General features: G+C 61.0%; 19 protein-coding genes. 16 read left to right on the top strand and 3 right to left on the bottom strand.

The window, feature by feature from the left end:
- Positions 1–82 precede the first annotated feature (82 nt).
- The 16 genes from ACTG2B_RS14850 (at position 83) to ACTG2B_RS14775 (ending at position 10,491) form a co-directional block, all read left to right on the top strand.
- Positions 83–526 (top strand): type III secretion system chaperone, encoded by a 444-nt coding sequence (locus ACTG2B_RS14850; RefSeq protein WP_021229946.1) that lies wholly within the window; start codon positions 83–85, stop codon positions 524–526.
- Between the two features lie 2 nt (positions 527–528).
- Positions 529–762, top strand: coding sequence for a T3SS regulon translocated regulator ExsE family protein (locus tag ACTG2B_RS14845; protein WP_236322011.1), 234 nt, complete (start codon positions 529–531; stop codon positions 760–762).
- Positions 759–1,160: a YscW family type III secretion system pilotin gene (locus tag ACTG2B_RS14840; RefSeq protein ID WP_236322010.1), complete on the top strand. Its 402-nt coding sequence runs from the start codon at positions 759–761 to the stop codon at positions 1,158–1,160. Before ACTG2B_RS14845 ends, ACTG2B_RS14840 begins: the two co-directional genes overlap by 4 nt.
- A gap of 344 nt (positions 1,161–1,504) precedes the next feature.
- Entirely contained in the window at positions 1,505–2,320 is an 816-nt protein-coding gene (locus ACTG2B_RS14835) for a helix-turn-helix domain-containing protein (RefSeq protein ID WP_439996246.1), read from the top strand.
- A gap of 119 nt (positions 2,321–2,439) precedes the next feature.
- Positions 2,440–3,255 (top strand): type III secretion system negative regulator ExsD, encoded by an 816-nt coding sequence (gene exsD, locus ACTG2B_RS14830; RefSeq protein ID WP_439996244.1) that lies wholly within the window; start codon positions 2,440–2,442, stop codon positions 3,253–3,255.
- Positions 3,256–3,270: 15 nt separating this feature from the next.
- A complete protein-coding gene (ascB, locus tag ACTG2B_RS14825) occupies positions 3,271–3,696 on the top strand; it encodes a YscB family type III secretion system chaperone AscB (protein ID WP_017411838.1) in 426 nt (141 codons plus the stop codon).
- Positions 3,669–5,522 (top strand): SctC family type III secretion system outer membrane ring subunit AscC, encoded by a 1,854-nt coding sequence (ascC, locus tag ACTG2B_RS14820; RefSeq protein ID WP_439996242.1) that lies wholly within the window; start codon positions 3,669–3,671, stop codon positions 5,520–5,522. The genes ascB and ascC overlap by 28 nt, the downstream gene beginning before the upstream one ends.
- Positions 5,519–6,820 carry a type III secretion system inner membrane ring subunit SctD gene (sctD, locus tag ACTG2B_RS14815; protein WP_439996240.1) on the top strand — a complete coding sequence of 434 codons (1,302 nt, stop codon included), beginning with the start codon at positions 5,519–5,521 and terminating at the stop codon, positions 6,818–6,820. Before ascC ends, sctD begins: the two co-directional genes overlap by 4 nt.
- Complete coding sequence (locus ACTG2B_RS14810; protein WP_033113160.1) at positions 6,783–6,986, top strand: EscE/YscE/SsaE family type III secretion system needle protein co-chaperone; 204 nt, start codon at positions 6,783–6,785, stop codon at positions 6,984–6,986. Before sctD ends, ACTG2B_RS14810 begins: the two co-directional genes overlap by 38 nt.
- Positions 6,987–6,989: 3 nt before the next feature.
- Complete coding sequence (sctF, locus tag ACTG2B_RS14805) at positions 6,990–7,238, top strand: type III secretion system needle filament subunit SctF (protein WP_042031485.1); 249 nt, start codon at positions 6,990–6,992, stop codon at positions 7,236–7,238.
- Between the two features lie 2 nt (positions 7,239–7,240).
- A complete protein-coding gene (locus ACTG2B_RS14800; RefSeq protein WP_041208837.1) occupies positions 7,241–7,591 on the top strand; it encodes a YscG family type III secretion system chaperone in 351 nt (116 codons plus the stop codon).
- On the top strand, positions 7,588–8,139 hold the full coding sequence (locus tag ACTG2B_RS14795; RefSeq protein WP_439996237.1) for a YopR family T3SS polymerization control protein: 552 nt from the start codon (positions 7,588–7,590) through the stop codon (positions 8,137–8,139). The genes ACTG2B_RS14800 and ACTG2B_RS14795 overlap by 4 nt, the downstream gene beginning before the upstream one ends.
- Positions 8,139–8,477, top strand: a complete 339-nt coding sequence (sctI, locus tag ACTG2B_RS14790) for a type III secretion system inner rod subunit SctI (RefSeq protein WP_033113156.1) — start codon at positions 8,139–8,141, stop codon at positions 8,475–8,477. Before ACTG2B_RS14795 ends, sctI begins: the two co-directional genes overlap by 1 nt.
- A gap of 6 nt (positions 8,478–8,483) precedes the next feature.
- Positions 8,484–9,221, top strand: coding sequence for a type III secretion system inner membrane ring lipoprotein SctJ (sctJ, locus tag ACTG2B_RS14785; RefSeq protein ID WP_185430698.1), 738 nt, complete (start codon positions 8,484–8,486; stop codon positions 9,219–9,221).
- The gene (locus ACTG2B_RS14780) at positions 9,221–9,847 is read left to right on the top strand and encodes a Yop proteins translocation protein K (RefSeq protein WP_042031482.1); all 627 of its coding nucleotides are present in this window, start codon (positions 9,221–9,223) and stop codon (positions 9,845–9,847) included. The genes sctJ and ACTG2B_RS14780 overlap by 1 nt, the downstream gene beginning before the upstream one ends.
- Complete coding sequence (locus ACTG2B_RS14775) at positions 9,826–10,491, top strand: HrpE/YscL family type III secretion apparatus protein (protein ID WP_439996234.1); 666 nt, start codon at positions 9,826–9,828, stop codon at positions 10,489–10,491. Before ACTG2B_RS14780 ends, ACTG2B_RS14775 begins: the two co-directional genes overlap by 22 nt.
- 148 nt (positions 10,492–10,639) lie before the next feature.
- On the opposite strand, the gene ruvC is transcribed toward ACTG2B_RS14775, so the two are convergent.
- The 3 genes from ruvC to ACTG2B_RS14760 form a co-directional block, all read right to left on the bottom strand.
- On the bottom strand, positions 10,640–11,161 hold the full coding sequence (ruvC, locus tag ACTG2B_RS14770; protein WP_005334512.1) for a crossover junction endodeoxyribonuclease RuvC: 522 nt from the start codon (positions 11,159–11,161) through the stop codon (positions 10,640–10,642).
- Positions 11,162–11,276: 115 nt separating this feature from the next.
- Complete coding sequence (locus ACTG2B_RS14765; RefSeq protein WP_368175113.1) at positions 11,277–12,326, bottom strand: efflux RND transporter periplasmic adaptor subunit; 1,050 nt, start codon at positions 12,324–12,326, stop codon at positions 11,277–11,279.
- A 15-nt stretch (positions 12,327–12,341) separates the two neighbouring features.
- Positions 12,342–15,404, bottom strand: coding sequence for an efflux RND transporter permease subunit (locus ACTG2B_RS14760; protein WP_439996232.1), 3,063 nt, complete (start codon positions 15,402–15,404; stop codon positions 12,342–12,344).
- Positions 15,405–15,568: the final 164 nt, after the last annotated feature.

Raw genomic sequence — 15,568 nt, 5'->3', positions numbered from 1 at the left:
TTTTCTTAAAAGTGCCGCCCTTGAGTGACAGCCCGCATGGCGGTGGCAGGCTAACATCTCTTCCTCTCTGCTGGAGGAAATCATGGATGTAACTGTCATCATCAATCGACTGCTCGCTGAATTTGCCACCAAATATGGTTTGCCATCCCTGGCTCTGAATCAGGAGGGGGTTGCGGCGCTCTGCTTTGACGAGCAGTTGCAACTCAGCCTGATCCTGGTGCCGGAGCGGGATCAGCTGGTGTTGCAGGCCGACGTGGCCGAGCTGCATCAGGTGGGCGAGGGGATTTTCCGTCAGTTGGCCAGCTTCAATCGTCACTGGTATCAGTTCAATCTTCACTTCGGTTTCGATGAAGAGAGTCTGACGGTGCAACTCTATCGCCAGATGGCGGCAAGCCGGTTGACCCTGGCGTACCTTGAAGAGAGTCTCGCCAGCATGCTGGAGCATGCCGAGTTCTGGCAGGAGTTGCTGCAACCCGGTACGCGGGAGGCAGGCAGCAGTGATCAGGTGATGGGAGTGCGGGTATAACCATGAAGATTCAGGAATCACAAGGCGCGCTGGCCCTGCATGGGGCAGAGGCGGGCAAGGTGGGGGCATTTGCAGGCAGAACCGTGAGTGCCCGGTCAGCCAGTGCGAGCCAGGTTCCCCTGTCGGCACTGCTGCGACGCTCCATTACCCTCAATCAGGTCCAGGAGCTGACGCTGCAGCGACTGCAACAGGGTGAGCACACACCGCTGAGTGAGCGGCGGATCCGGGTGTTATGAGAGGTCTGCTGGCACTGATGTTGTCGGCCATGCTGGCCGGTTGTGTCACCACCCCGGAGCTGAAGCCATCGCAACAGCAAATCAAGGGCGAGGTGCATTTCCCGCAAGCCTTGCCACGTCCAGCGACGGTGGAGGTGGCTGTGCTCAGCGTGATCGGGGGGCGTCCGTTGCAAGTGGCAGCCACCCGTTATGAGGTGACCATGCTGCCATTGCTGTTTGATCTGCGTTTGACCCCTCTGCAACTGGCGGAAGGGGAGATCTATCTGCGTGCCCGCTTGCAATTTATGGATGGCACTGCGGTACAGGCTATGAGTCAGCAGAAAGTTTTTAAGATTTTTAATGACAAAAAAATGGTTATTCAATTGCAGCCAAAAGCTTGTTATCCACAATGTCAGTAATGATTGTGTTTAAATAAAAAGCCTCAAATCAATAATTTATTAATTTGTCAGTTAAGATTGAAGGTTTCTTTTTGTAACGAAGTATCTTTTGCTGTAAGCACACCATTAAGTATGAGTCGTTGCACTGGATAAATAGTGTGTTAGCTCTAATTTTAGGCTGGTTTTTCTGCTTGTGACTGTTGTAGGATCCCCCCTCATTTCAATGGTGATTAATTTTTGAATTCACCAGCGAATGACTTGATTACAAAATAATAAATAAAAATAACAGCAATAATAAAGCACCCGAGAGCGACCAGCTTCCGGAGGTGTTACTGGTACTACACGCAGATTCAGGAAAATAAAACATGAAGGGCATTACTACCACAGAGAAGGGCGATATGGCCCTGATCCAGTGGTGCATGTCTGCTTTTAACGTTATCGAACATCCGCAAGAGGGAATTTATATTCTCCTGGAAGGATCGATGAAGTGGCAGGACTGTACCGATACCTATGAATTATCCCCCAACGAACTTCTGTTCGTGCGCCGTGGCAACTACGCGGTCTGTACCGGTGACGGCCCCTGCCGCCTGCTTTGGCTACCTCTTTCAAACTCCTTTTTGCAAGGCTTCTTGCAACGTTTCGGTTCACTGCTGAGTGAAGTCCCCCGGCTGGAGGGGATGGCCCCCACGCTGTTGCCGTTTCACTCATCCCCCTTGCTGACCCAATGTATTCAGGGGCTGCGCGGGTTGACCGAACATGAACATCCCCCCGCACTGGCCCAATTACGCACCGAAGAGTTGCTGTTTCTGCTCGCTTTTGGCGAACAGGGGCCGCAACTGATGTCTATTTTGCGCCAGCTGAGCAATCGCCAGGTCGAGCGGTTGCAACAGTTTATGGAAAAGCACTATCTGATGGAGTGGAAGCTCAGCGAATTCGCCAAAGAGTTCGGTATGGGATTGACCACTTTCAAGGAGCTGTTTGGCTCGATATATGGTGTTTCTCCACGCGCCTGGATCAGTGAAAGGCGGATCCTTTTCGCTCATCAGTTATTACTCAATAGTGAAATGAGCATCGTCGATATTGCGATGGAGGCCGGTTTCTCCAGCCAATCCTATTTTACCCAGAGTTATCGTCGTCGTTTTGGCTGTACGCCAAGCCGTGCCCGACACGGCACAGATTAACGCCGGACTAAAATAATCTGACGTTTTTTATAAGCCGCGGAGCGAGGCAATGGATAGAATAGCCAGCATATCGAAACATCATTCCATTATTGCCCGCAGCAAGATGAGCAAGGCATAGCATGAGTCAGCAAGATCACCATTCACCTAACCAGGGCCTGTTTGCAGGTCGTCGGGTTACCGTTGTCCAGCCAGATACCCTGAGTCGGGATCGTCTGGTCGGCCAGCTGTCCGTGCTCCGTTATCAGGATGCCGGCGTGATCACTTCGCAGCAGATGGCCCTGTTGCAACGACTGTTGCCAAGAACCCGACTGGAGAGTCTGTTGGGCTCCATCTGGTTTCAGCGCCGTCTCGATGCCGCGCTGACCGTCTCGCGTGAGGAGCTGCAACAGATCTTGCGGCTGGCAGGCAGTGAGCGTTGTGACTGGATGCAGCAGCTGGGGGACCGCATCAATCTGGCGGATCGTCCCTTGCTGTGGCACTGGGTGCTCTATCCCTTGCACCGCTGGTGGGTTCAGCGTCTTGAACCACTTTACGGCGCCTGGCTTAACGAACTGGAGCAGTTGCAGGTGATGCGCCGCCAACTCAATGCCCAGGCCGTGTTCTGGCAGACCGTTGTCGATGTACCGGCGGATCTGGAGAGCCGGATCGCCGATCAGCTTGAGCAGTTGAACCAGCGCGAGCAGGAGCTCACCCGGCTGCAGAGTGATTGTGAGACACGTCTCCAGCTGGCCTGGCCTGCCTGGTATGCGCAAACGAGCAAGGAGGGGGACCCGGTTCACCTGATGCCGGTACCGCTTGAGCTCGGCACATTTTGGCATGCCCTGCAGGCTCTGCCCCATCAGGACGAGGCAGCCCTAACCCTGCATGAGTGGCTGGCCGGCCGGGGCATTGCCCTGGGTCAGGATCACTTCTACTGGCAGCCTCCTGCGCCCTAGATAGCCCGAGGAACTATGCAAACGCTACTGAATCGATTGGCCGCAAACCTTGGCCAAGGGCCTTTTATTGCCGACGCACAGGGAAAGTACCATCTGCGGATCGATGGTTATCCCCTTTTTCTGACCCCCAGAAACGGTGAATTGCTGCTGAGTACCCCGCTTGCAAGCAGCCAGAGGAATGACGCTGAGGCCCATGATCCGGCGCTGCTAAAGCGTCTATTGCAACAGGTGGTGGCCTGGGGGCGTCATGCCCCCCATGCTCTGGTGCTGGACGATCTTGGCAATTTGCAGCTGGAGGCGCGGCTCGCGCTGGAGTGGCTCGACGAGGCGCTGCTGGCGGAGCGCCTAAGCCAGCACATCGCCCTGCTGGAGCGGTTGGAACCCCAATTGACCGAGGCCGCCTTGGCCCCCCAATGGAGACAGATGATATGGCACCCTTGAGTGTGCAACCCCTGCTGCGTCCCCTGTTGTGGATCTGCCTCGCCGTGATGGCGTGGCAGCGTCCCGCCATGGCACAGGAGCTGGACTGGGTGCCCATGCCTTACAGCTATGTGGCAGAAGGGGAGAGTCTGCGCGACGTGCTGGTCAACTTCGGTGCCAACTACGAGGTCTCCGTGGTGGTCAGCGACAAGGTCAACGATCAGGTCAACGGTCAGTTTGAGCATGACGAGCCGCTCGCCTTTTTGCAGCAGCTCTCCTCCCTCTACAACCTGGTCTGGTACTACGACGGCAATGTGCTCTACGTCTTCAAGAACAGCGAAGTGCAGTCCCGTCTCATCAATCTGGAGCAGACTGGTGCAGCAGAACTCAAACAGGCACTGCAACGAGCCGGGATCTGGGAGCCCCGTTTTGGCTGGCGCCCCGATGCGGATAACCGGCTGGTCTATGTCTCCGGCCCGCCTCGTTACCTTGAACTGATCGAGCAGACCGCGCTGGCACTGGAGCAACAGTCCCAGCTGCGCAGCGAGAAGACCGGGCCGCTGGCCATCGAGATCTTCCCCCTCAAGTACGCCTCGGCGACTGACCGATCCATCCAGTACCGCGATACCGATGTGGCGGCGCCCGGTGTGGCGACCATTCTGGCCAAGCTGCTGAGCGATGCTGGCGTGCAGATGGTCAACGGCGAGGGTAGCAAGGCAGCGACGGCCACCTCCGGTCAGGCCATCGTGCAGGCCGATCCTTCCCTCAATGCGGTGATCGTGCGCGATGCTCCGGAGCGGATGGCGATGTACGGCAAGTTGATCGCCGCGCTCGACAAACCGGCGGCCCGTATCGAGGTGGCGCTCTCCATCATCGACATCAATGCCGAGGATCTCTCCCAGCTGGGGGTGGATTGGCGAGTGGGGATCCGCACCGGTTCCAACCAGCAGGTGATTATCAAGACCACCGGCGATCGCAAAGGAATTGAAGGGGGCGCTGCGCTCGGCAGTCTGGTGGATTCCAAAGGGCTCGACTATCTGCTGGCCCGGGTCAATCTGCTGGAAAACGAAGGCAATGCCCAGGTGGTCTCCCGCCCGACCCTGCTGACCCAGGAGAACACCCAGGCGGTGATCGACCACAGCGAAACCTATTACGTGAAGATCAGCGGTGAGCGGGTGGCCGAGCTGCAGGGGATCACTTACGGCACCATGTTGCGGATGACGCCCCGGGTGATCCAGATGGGTGACAGACCCGAGATCAGCCTGAGCCTCCACATCGAGGATGGCAACCAGAAACCCAACAGTGCGGGGGCCGATGGCATTCCCACCATCAGTCGCACCGTGGTCGATACCATCGCCCGGGTCGGCCATGGCCAGAGTCTGCTGATAGGCGGTATTTACCGCGACGAGATGAGCGAGAACCTGAGCAAGGTGCCCTTCCTTGGTGACATCCCCTATCTGGGGGCGCTGTTCCGTAGCAAGGACACCCAGACCCGTCGTTCAGTGCGGCTATTTATCATCGAGCCTCGTCTGATTGATGACGGTATTGCCCACTATCTGGCCCTCGGCAATGGTCAGGATTTGCGAGCCGGGGTGCTCGGGGCTGATGAGATCTCCAATCAGAGTCTCTCCCTTGGCAAGGTGCTGGGCGGTGCCCAGTGCCAGCCGCTGGCAGCGGCGCGGGATGTGCAGAAACTGCTGCGTCAGGGGGGCAAGAGCTCCGCCCTTACCCAGTGCCGGATGGGCAATGAGCTGGGCTGGCGTCTGGTCGAGATGGCGAAGGATCAAAAATGCACCCCGGCGGCCAGCTGGTGTATGCAGGCGACTCCGGCCGGAGCTGGTCGATGAGCTGGAAGTGCCGCGTATATCGCGGGCTTAACCGCGGGGTAGAAGTAGCCCTGCCGGAAGGGCGTCTGGTCATCGGCTCCGATCCGCTGCTGGCCGATCTGGTGCTGGTGGACGAGGGGATGGCTGCCGAGCATCTGGTGCTGCTGGTGTCGGCCGAAGGGATCAACCTGCAGGGGTGGGCTGAGGGCATCCTGCCGACTCAGGATGGCGCGGCACTGGAGGCGGGTGCCCAGCTGATGGCCGGTACCCGGCTGGAGGCTGGCCCCCTGCTCTGGAGTTTTTGCGACAGCAGCCGGTCGCTGCCCGAACAGCTGGAGGCGTTGCCTGCCATGGCGGCACCGGCGCGACCACGACGGCGTGCCGGCAGTGCCGAGTGGTGGCTGGTTGGCCTCTGCCTGTCGCTGGTCATGGCGGTGGTTGTGATGCTTGGTCACGGCTGGTGGCAGGGGAGCAGCGAGAGCGATACCGCTCGCAATGAGCTGGAGCTCAAGCGCTTTCTGGCCGCGCCAGCCTATCGCCAAGTGGTGCTCAACAGCAGTGACCCCGAACTCTGGCTGCTCTCTGGTTATGTGGATGAGAACGGCAACCACCTCGCCCTGCAGCAGTATCTCGATGGCAAGGGGCTCAGCTATCGCCTTGACCTGCGCACCATGGAGGATCTGCGTCAGGGCGCCGGGTTCATCCTGCAAAAACTCGGTTACGAGCAGTTGCAGATCCGCAATGGCAAGGAGCCAGGCTGGCTGCGCTTGAGCGGAGCCATCAGTGTGCAGGATGAACGCTGGAACAGCATTGAATCCCTGCTGAAGCAGGAGGTGCCTGGGCTACTCGGCATCGAAAACCGGGTGCAGGTAGCCGGTGCCCACCGCAAGCGACTCGATGCCATGTTGCAGGAGCAGGGACTGGCCGGTTTGCTGCGGGTGAGTGAATCGCGCGACCGGATCGAGCTGTCAGGTCAGCTGGATGAGGCGAGGCTGGCGCAATTTCAGCAACTGCAGTTGCAGTTTCGCCGCGAGTTCGGCTCTCACCCCATGCTGGAGCTGATCAACCAGAGCCGTTCGCCCCGTCAGGATGAGCTGGAGTTCGAGGTGCGCAGTGTCTCCCTCGGCCGGGTGCCCTACGTCACCCTGGCGGACAACCGCCGCTACCCGGTCGGAGGGGCGACAGCCAACGGAGTTCGCATCCTCTCTATCCAGCGCGATGCGGTGGTGGTGAGCAAGGGCAAGCAGCAATACATCGTCAGATTGAAAGGGGGCGAAAGCCATGATGACCAGTTTGGAAACGCGACTGTCCGGCGCTGATCCCGCCTTCGCCCGCGCCCTGCAGGAGCAGCTGGTGCAGGCGTTGGGGGAGGTCAAGCGCCAGCTGATGCGCGGGGGATCTCCGCAGCAGTACCGGCAGTGGCAACAGGAAGCGGACGCCATCGAGGCGGGCATGCAGATACTTGAGCAGATCAAAGGAGCATAAGAGATGGCAGAACCCATTTTTAACCCGGGGAATACCCTGGATAACGTAGCCGAGGCGCTGAAGAAGCAGGCGAACGATGCCAACAATGACGTAAAAGCTGCGATTGACGCACTGAAAGATAATCCCGATGACCCCGCCAGGCTGGCCGAGCTGCAACACAAGATCAACAAGTGGTCGGTGATCTACAACATCAACTCTACCGTGACCCGCAGCATGAAAGATTTGATGCAGGGCATCTTGCAGAAGGTGTGACGATGGATCGCCAACTGAAACGGCAACTGGCCGAACTGGCGGTGGCCGGCACCGGTCATCATTGTCACTCGCAGGCCGCCGCCATCGCCGACTGGCTCGCAAGCGATCCGCAGATGAGCGAGTGTGTCACCCTGATCCGCCTCTCCTCCCTGATGAACCGGGGAGATTACGAGGGGGCTCTGGCGCTGGGCAAAGGGTGCGATACCCCCGAACTGGAACCCTGGCTCGCCCTGTGCGAATGGCGGCTGACGCGGCTGGATGCACTGCAGAGCCGGTTGGCCCGGCTTGAGCAGAGTGAGCTCTCCTCCTTGCAGCAGTTTGCCGCAGGCATGCGCGAACAGATTGCCTCATGAAGGTCGATGGTAACGAGCTAGGCATCCGTCCGCTTGCGGTAACGCCGCCGGGCTTGCCCCCGCCTGCAGCGGCAGAGCGGCAACAGTTTGAGCGGCTGCTGGCCAAAGAGGAGAGCAGTGCCCTGTTGACGCGCTGGAAAGAGGGGACGCCACTGGAAGCGCTGCTGGAGGGACACTCTCCCGCCACCCGGCGCGAGCTGCTCTGGCAGGTCTATCAGCAGGATGAGAAAACGGCCGGGGTCGCCGACCAGCTCTTCAAGCCGGTTGCGAGCAAGCTGATTGAGCGCTTTGGCGAGCGCCAGCTGCCAGTGGTGGCGGCCATCGACCTGCCAGAGCTGCGTACCCTGATGCGGGAGTTTGACCCGCTCTCGTCGCGGCGGGAGACGGTGCTGCTCAAGGTGATGGCAGAGCTGCGGGGGCAGGGGGCATTGTCCGGTAACGACTATCTTGCCGAGCTGGCCCGACGCGAACTGATGACCCTGATCCCGCACAACGGCATGGTCAACAATCTGGTGCGTCATGCACACAAACTGGATCTGGAGGAGTGATGGAGATAGCACAAAGCGCGCAGGCCGTAGTGACCAGCCTGGATGAGCTGAAAGCGGCGGATGTTCCCGGTGCCCAGATCGCCACCTTCGAGCAGGCGATGGGCGGCAGCGCTCAGGGGATCGGCGGTACATTGCTTGGCGAAATCGGCGAGATCAAGCAGCAGTTTGTCGAGGCCAAGCAGAGCCTGCAGGCCGAACTGGCTACGCCGGGCGATGATCCCAACAGTTTGATGCAGATGCAGTGGTCGCTGATGCGGATCACCATGCAGGAGGAGCTCATTGCCAAGACCGTGGGCAAGATGAGCCAGAACGTAGAAACCCTGTTGAAGACCCAGTGAGGTAGTGTGAAGAGATCGATGCTGATGGGGGTGCTGTGCACCTCCTTGCTGCTCAGTGGCTGCAAGGTGGAGCTCTATACCGGGGTGAACCAGAAAGAGGGCAACGAGATGCTGGCGCTGCTGCGTACCGAGGGGATCTCCTCGGACAAGCAGCCTGACAAGGATGGCAATATCAAGCTGCTGGTCGAGGAGTCCGATGTGGCGCAGGCGGTTGAACTGCTCAAGCGCAAGGGGTATCCGCGCGAGAGCTTCTCCACCCTGCAGGATGTCTTTCCCAAGGATGGCCTCATCTCCTCGCCCACCGAGGAGCGGGCTCGCCTCAACTACGCCAAGGCCCAGGAGATCTCCCACACCCTCTCGGAGATCGACGGCGTGCTGGTGGCCCGCGTCCATGTGGTATTGCCCGAAGGGAACGAGGGGATCAGCAAGAAGCCATCGCCCGCTTCGGCCTCGGTCTTTATCAAACATGCGGCGGATATCCAGCTCGACACCTACATCCCGCAGATCAAGCAGCTGGTCAACAACAGCATCGAGGGGTTGGCTTACGACCGGATCAGTGTGGTGCTGGTACCCTCGGCCGATGTACGCCAGAGCCCGCTGATGCCGCGCAATACCACCCTCTTCTCCATCGAGGTGAGTGAAGGCTCCAGATGGCGGCTGGGTGGACTGATCGCGCTCCTGCTGGCGCTGGTGGTGACCACCAATCTGGCCCAATTCATGTGGCACCGGCGTCGGAGTCGTTGATGGCGGTCGGCCTTACCCCCTATCAACTGCGCTTTTGTCCGGCCAGCTATCTGCACGAGGAGCACTTCCCCGCCTCGTGGCGCTGGCTGCAGGCGAGTGTGCCCGAGTGGCGCACTCTGCCTGCCTGCAATCAGGCCCTGCTCGACGAGCTGGCACTGGCTATCGACTACGAACTGCCCGCGCAGCTTGGCGGGCTGGCGCTCTTTCCGGCCGAGGCGCTGGCGCTCGTGCTGCGCCAGCTTGGCGCCGTGCTCCATGGCGAGGCGATCCGCCACTGCCTGCAAGCGCCTGTGCTGCGCCAAATCATCGCGGTGTTGGGAGAGGAGGGGCACAGGTCGCTGCTTGCTCGCCTCGACCTCTTGATCGGCCCCTGGCCTGCCGGCTGGCAGCAACCGCTGCCCGCCACGCTCGATAGTGCCTCGCTGGAGGCGGCAGGCTTGGGATTCTGGCTGGCTGCGGCAGGGGGGGCTCATCCCGCCTGGGCCCGTCGCCTTGCGCTACGTTTGCCGGTATCACCCCTGCGCCCAGGCTGGTCACTGGCTGATGCCGAGCTGCCACTCGCTCGCGCACTCTGTCTCAAAATTGCCAAACAGGTAACGCCACAATGCTGCCATTTGTTGAAATAAAGAGTGAACACCTGCAACTGGCTCCCGGTCAGCGGATCCTGCGCAGTCACGATTATCAGGCCTATCTGAGTGCTCAGGCGCTGGTCGATGCCGCCCGGGCACAGGCTGCCGATATCGTCGAGGAGGCGCGTGCCGTTTATGAGCAGCAGAAGCAGCTTGGTTGGCAGGCCGGTATCGAGGAGGCTCGCCGCGAGCAGGCTGTGCTGGTGCACCAGACCCAGCTGCAGTGCCAGCAATACTACCGCACGGTGGAACAACAGATGAGCGAGGTGGTGCTGCAGGCGGTGCGCAAGATCCTGCACGATTACGATCAGGTGGCGCTCACCCTCAAGGTGGTGCGCGAGGCGCTCTCGCTGGTGAGCAACCAGAAGCAGGTGACGGTGCGGGTCAATCCCGAACAGGTGCAGGCGGTACGCGATCAGATTGCCCGGGTGCACAAGGATTTCCCCGAGATCGGGTATCTCGAAATCTCTGCCGATGCCCGCCTCGATCAGGGGGGCTGCATTCTCGAGACCGAGGTGGGGATCATCGATGCCAGCCTCGACGGCCAGCTGGAGGCGCTCTCCCTCGCCATGAGCTCGGCGCAGGAAAAGCGTGGTGAACAGCAGGCCCGACTCGCCGGGGCGAATACCGCGGTTGAATAAGGCGGCTGAATATATGGCCGCCTACGTGAGAGAATATTCATCTGACAAGTCCCGCCGGTTGTTACCTGCGTAAAACAAAACCGCCCCGGAGATCCGGGGCGGTTTTTTATTTAGCGATACCGAGATGAGCCGTGGGCGACATAAGGGCTCAGCGATAGCGGCCACGTACCGAGCTGCTGGCGCGGCCTGCCATCTTGATCAGGCTCTGGCGGGTGTGCAGGTGGCAGAGCGCGACGCCGAGGGCATCTGCTGCGTCCGCCTGCGGGGTGGCGGAGAGTTTCAGCAGATGGGTCACCATATGCTGCACCTGCTCCTTGGCGGCGCCGCCAGTGCCGACCACCGCCTGCTTGATCTGGGTGGCAGAGTATTCGCTCACCGGCAGATAGGCGTTGACCGCGGCGACGATGGCGCTGCCCCGGGCCTGCCCCAGTTTCAGGGCCGAGTCGGCGTTGCGGGCCATAAAGACCCGCTCGATGGCAAACTCGGTGGGTTTGAACTGGGTGATGATCTCGCATACCCCGTCATAAACCTGCTTGAGGCGCTCCGGCAGCTCGCCGCAATCGGTGCGGATGCAGCCAGAGCCCAAGTATTCGGCCTTGCCGCCCACGACCCGGATAACCCCGTATCCGGTGATCCGCGAACCCGGATCGATGCCCAAAATAATGCTCATGGGTGTTGATTGCTCTAAACGCGAGTGATGGCCGCCAAGATAGCAAACTGTGGCCCGTTTGGCTGTATGTCCCGGGTCAAGCGGGCAAAGATTGGCCAGCCTGCGTCGGGCGTGGCTACCCCTTGAACAATTCTATGGTATCGCCATCCTGCAGGCTGCCCGCGCCACGCACCACCACCCGGTCCCCCTGCTTGAGGGCGCCGCTCACCGCCACCTGCTGGCTGTCGCCAAACAGCACGGTGACCGGCACCCGATTCACCTTGAGCGCCTTGCCGCTTCTCGCCACCTGATAGACCACGCTGCCATCGGTGCCGAGCACCAGGGCATCTCGGGGCAGCAGCATGCTCTGCTGATCCCCCAGTGGCAGGGCAACCCGTACCGGCGAGCCGATGATAAAGGTGCCCGCTTCCGGTTTGAGGCGCAACTCGATGAGGCGCGACTTGGGATCGGCGCTGGCGGCTCGCTGGTAATAGACGCCGTGACCGCTCAGCTGCTCCCCCTCCACCCGCAGCCGGGTTTGCGGCGCCAGCTGTTGGGCCCAGAGGATGGGGGCCTGCAGGCGGATATCCGGCTGATCCGGGTTGACCAGCTCCAGCGCCTGCTCGCCCGCGTCCACATGCTCGCCGGGCTGGATGAAGTGGTTGTTCACCACCCCATCGAACGGGGCATAGATGTGGCTGCGGCGCAGCTGTTCTTCAATCTGGTTCACCTGTATGGCGGCCAGCCGCTCGGCCAGAGCGGCCTGCTCCACATCGTAACTGGCCTTGTCGTACTGGCTTTGGGAGGCGCTCTTTTGCTGGTGTAGCCGGGTGATCCGCCGGGATTCGGCGCGGGCGAAGCGCAAGTTGCTCTGCCATTTCGCCTGCTCGGCGCGAGCCTGCTCCAGCGAGAGGCGCAGTGCTGCGCTGTCGAGGCGCAGCAGCTCGTCCCCTTTTTTGACCCGGCTGCCAAATTCGGCGATCCATTCCACCCGGCCGCTCACTTCGGCACTGAGCGCCGCCTGCTGGCGACTCGCCACCGTGCCGCTGACCCAGATATTGGCGGCCGCATCCCCTTGGGTCACATCCGCCAGGGTCACCATCTTGCCCTGATCGGCCAATACCGGTAGCGCACTGCCTGCAATCAGCGCAGCGCCAGCCAACATTCGGGTAATCATATGTGTCATCGATGAGCTCCTTGCTCAGGCCCGCTGGCGCAGGGGTTGTGGGATCGCTACCTGCTCCCCGAGACGCAGGAAGGCAGGCAACAGGATCAGGGTAAACAGGGTGCTGCAACTCATGCCGCCGACAATGACGGTGGCGAGCCCGCGGTAAATTTCGCTCCCTTCGCTCGGGCTCAGCATCAGCGGCAGCATGCCGAAGATGCTGGTGAGGCTGGTCATGGCAATGGGGCGCATCCGGCTTTGCAGGGCATCAGCCACCGCCAGCTGACGGCTCATACCGTCCCGCTCCGCCGTGCGGGTCTGATGCACCAGCAGGATGGCGTTGTTGACCACCAGTCCCAGCAGGATGACAAAGCCGATGATGGTGAGCAGGTCCATCGGCAGCGGCACCAGCAGCCCGCTCAGTTGCAGCGCCAGCACGCCGCCAACCGAGGCAAGGGGCAGGGTGAGCAGCACCAGCAGGGCATCCTTGATGGAGGCAAATACTCCCCACAGCAGCACCAGCAGGATCACCACGGCGAACAGGAAGATGGTCCCCAGATTGTCGAGCGCCTGTTGCAGGCTGTCGGCGTTGCCGGCAATGCGCAGCTCGCCACCAGCGGGCAGCAGGGGGCGGATGGCGGCAAAACTGCGGTTTTTCAGGGTGTCGATCACCTGCTCCATGGTCATGCCCGCCGGAGGTGCTATCTGCAGGATGATGCTGCGACGCCCATCGGCCCGGAAGATACTGGCCGGGCCCATGTCGTGCTCCACCCGCAGCAGCTCGCCAAGGGGGACGATGCGCCCGGAGGGGGTGGCCAGCGGCACTGCCTTCAGTTCGTCCGGATTGGCGGAGCTCTGCCCCATCAGCATGATGTCGAGCCGATCCTCGCCGTCGAAATACTCGCCAACCCGCAAGCCGTCGCCAAAGGTCTGGATGATGGTGGGCAGGGGCGTGCGATCCCAACCCACTTCGGCGAGGCGCCGATCTTGCGGCACCAGTTTGAGCTCGGGGGCGGTGAAGTCGAGACTCGGCTCGGGCCGGATTTGTGCTCCCGGCAGGTCCTTGCTGAGGATCCCCATGCTGGCTCGGGCCGCCTGATAGAGCTCGGGCAGGTTACCCCCCTGCAGCAGCAGGGAGACGCCGTTCTCGCTGTCAAAGCCGCCAAACAGCGACCCCTGACCGCCGAACACCCGGGTGTCGGGAATACCCACCAGCAGCTGTTTCATCAACAGGCTCTCCAGCTCCTTGATGCGGGTCTCGTCCTTGGGTCGCACGCCAATCTGGGCGCCCCCCGGGTAGCGCAAGATGTAGTAGTTCTTGAGGGCTGGCTCTTTCTCCCCCTTCATATAGGGGGCGAGGCGGGCGATCAGAGTATCGATCACCTCTTCGCGCTGGGCCTTGAGATTGACCCCGGGGGTGAAGTTCATCCAGACATCCACCGCGTCCCGTTTCACGTCCGGCAGATAGTCCATCTTGGGCAGCAGCGCCCAAGTGGCCAGTGCCGGCAGACTCATCATCAGGGTGATGACCGTCCAGCGCTGGCGTGAGGTCGAGGTCCAGCGGATCACATGACGAGTGGTGCGCTGCCACAGCGACTCATAGGGATCGGTCAGCGTTTCATGTCCCATCCAGCGCGCCGCCACCGCAGGCAGCACGATGACGGCGACCAGCATGGAGACAGTCACGGCGCAGGCGATGGTGAGCGCCAGATCGGCAAACAGCTGACCCTCCACATCGTTGAGCAGCAGCACCGGCAGGAAGATGGCGACCGTGGTCAGGGTGGAGGCGACCAGCGCCGTCCACACCTGACGGGTACCTTCGAGCGCCGCCTCCGCCTTGCTCAAATCTCCCCGCTCGTGGCGCCGGTAGATGCTCTCCAGCACCACGATGGCGGCATCGAGCACCATGCCGACGGCAAAGGCGATGCCCGCCAGCGAGATGATGTTGAGGGTGCGATCCATCACCTTGAGCAGGCAGAAGGTGAGCATGATGCTGATGGGGATGGCGAGGGCAATCATCAGGGTCGCCTTGAGCTGGCGCAGGAAGAGCCAGAGGATGGCGCAAGAGAGCAGCACCCCGAGCCCCAGGTTGGCAGTGACCATGCTGACGGCGCGATTGATGTAGAGGGAGGCATCGAACGATTGCTCCATGTGCAGCCCGACCGGCTCCAGCACCTCGCGGTTGAGCTCGTTCACCCGGGCCTTGATCGCCTCAAGGGAGGCCAGGGCATTGGCACCGCTCTCCTTGAAGATCTGGGCGGCGATGGCGGTATTGCCGTTCTGGATCCGCAGCACCGGGTTCTCTTCCCTGGCCACCCTTACTTCCGCCACATCCCGCAGATAGATGGGCAGGCCATTGCGCCAGTCCACCACCTTGTCCCCCAGCGTCTCGACATCGTAACGACCGGCGAAGCGCAGCTTGTACTCCCAGCGCCCGATGTCGAGGGTACCGGCCGACACGTCCCAGCCGGTGGTGGCGCGGCTGGCCAGCACCGGGATCTCCACCCCCAGCTCGGCGGCGCGATAGGGGTCGAAGCGGATCTGGATCTGGCGCTCGTTGATCCCCTCGACTGCGACCGTCGAGACCCCTTCAATGCGCTCCAGCTCGGGTTTGACCCGCGCCTCGATCAACGCCTGATGATCATCGATCACCCCTTTGGCGCCGGGCAGCTGCTGGATGAAGAAGAAGGTGAGGGTGTCGTTGCTGCTGTAGTTGTTGACGTAGGGGCCGCCAATCTTGTCCGGCAATCCCGAGACCCGGTTCAATCGCGAAATCACATCGAGCTGGGCCCGTTGCATGTCGGTGCCGAGGGCAAACTCCATGTCGATTTCGGTAAAGCCGGGATAGCTGTTGCTGACAAGGCTCTTGAGCCCCTGAACCCCCTGCATCTCCTGCTCGATGGGGTCGGTGATCTCCGACTCCATCTCTTGAGGCGAGGCTGAACGCCAGCTCACCGAGATGTTGAGGTGTGGACGGTCGATGTCGGGGAACAGCTGGATCGGCAGTCCCCGGATGCTGAGCAGGCCCAGCAGGAAAATCAGCACGATCGAGACCGCCACCCAGATGGGGCGTTCGATCGCCGTTTTGGCGAGGTTCATTCACTCTTCCTGAGTTGTTGTTATCGGCCATTCCGCTGGCCTTGCTTCCAAAGCCCCTGCAAAGGGACTCAAGCATTTAACTGGAATTCTCCTTGCTTGTAAATGCATGGTTAACAAACAAAAAACCGGCCACGAGGGCCGGTTTGGTACAGGGTTGCCAGGGG

This window comes from Aeromonas sp. 30P, from assembly GCF_051919805.1.
Lineage (GTDB): Bacteria > Pseudomonadota > Gammaproteobacteria > Enterobacterales > Aeromonadaceae > Aeromonas > Aeromonas veronii.
The sequence above is the reverse complement of the archived record's forward strand: the minus strand, read 5'-3'. Positions and strand labels throughout refer to the sequence as shown.

What these genes read in the sequence shown, in the direction of transcription:
- ACTG2B_RS14780 (WP_042031482.1), top strand. Translation starts at nt 9,221, where the DNA reads ATGGCGGTCGGCCTTACCCCCTATCAACTGCGCTTTTGTCCGGCCAGC.
- ascC (WP_439996242.1), top strand. Translation starts at nt 3,669, where the DNA reads ATGGAGACAGATGATATGGCACCCTTGAGTGTGCAACCCCTGCTGCGT.
- ACTG2B_RS14810 (WP_033113160.1), top strand. Translation starts at nt 6,783, where the DNA reads ATGATGACCAGTTTGGAAACGCGACTGTCCGGCGCTGATCCCGCCTTC.
- sctD (WP_439996240.1), top strand. Translation starts at nt 5,519, where the DNA reads ATGAGCTGGAAGTGCCGCGTATATCGCGGGCTTAACCGCGGGGTAGAA.
- ACTG2B_RS14795 (WP_439996237.1), top strand. Translation starts at nt 7,588, where the DNA reads ATGAAGGTCGATGGTAACGAGCTAGGCATCCGTCCGCTTGCGGTAACG.
- ACTG2B_RS14840 (WP_236322010.1), top strand. Translation starts at nt 759, where the DNA reads ATGAGAGGTCTGCTGGCACTGATGTTGTCGGCCATGCTGGCCGGTTGT.
- ACTG2B_RS14845 (WP_236322011.1), top strand. Translation starts at nt 529, where the DNA reads ATGAAGATTCAGGAATCACAAGGCGCGCTGGCCCTGCATGGGGCAGAG.
- ACTG2B_RS14800 (WP_041208837.1), top strand. Translation starts at nt 7,241, where the DNA reads ATGGATCGCCAACTGAAACGGCAACTGGCCGAACTGGCGGTGGCCGGC.
- ACTG2B_RS14775 (WP_439996234.1), top strand. Translation starts at nt 9,826, where the DNA reads ATGCTGCCATTTGTTGAAATAAAGAGTGAACACCTGCAACTGGCTCCC.
- exsD (WP_439996244.1), top strand. Translation starts at nt 2,440, where the DNA reads ATGAGTCAGCAAGATCACCATTCACCTAACCAGGGCCTGTTTGCAGGT.
- ascB (WP_017411838.1), top strand. Translation starts at nt 3,271, where the DNA reads ATGCAAACGCTACTGAATCGATTGGCCGCAAACCTTGGCCAAGGGCCT.
- ruvC (WP_005334512.1), bottom strand. Translation starts at nt 11,161, where the DNA reads ATGAGCATTATTTTGGGCATCGATCCGGGTTCGCGGATCACCGGATAC.
- ACTG2B_RS14760 (WP_439996232.1), bottom strand. Translation starts at nt 15,404, where the DNA reads ATGAACCTCGCCAAAACGGCGATCGAACGCCCCATCTGGGTGGCGGTC.
- sctF (WP_042031485.1), top strand. Translation starts at nt 6,990, where the DNA reads ATGGCAGAACCCATTTTTAACCCGGGGAATACCCTGGATAACGTAGCC.
- ACTG2B_RS14850 (WP_021229946.1), top strand. Translation starts at nt 83, where the DNA reads ATGGATGTAACTGTCATCATCAATCGACTGCTCGCTGAATTTGCCACC.
- ACTG2B_RS14835 (WP_439996246.1), top strand. Translation starts at nt 1,505, where the DNA reads ATGAAGGGCATTACTACCACAGAGAAGGGCGATATGGCCCTGATCCAG.
- ACTG2B_RS14765 (WP_368175113.1), bottom strand. Translation starts at nt 12,326, where the DNA reads ATGACACATATGATTACCCGAATGTTGGCTGGCGCTGCGCTGATTGCA.
- sctI (WP_033113156.1), top strand. Translation starts at nt 8,139, where the DNA reads ATGGAGATAGCACAAAGCGCGCAGGCCGTAGTGACCAGCCTGGATGAG.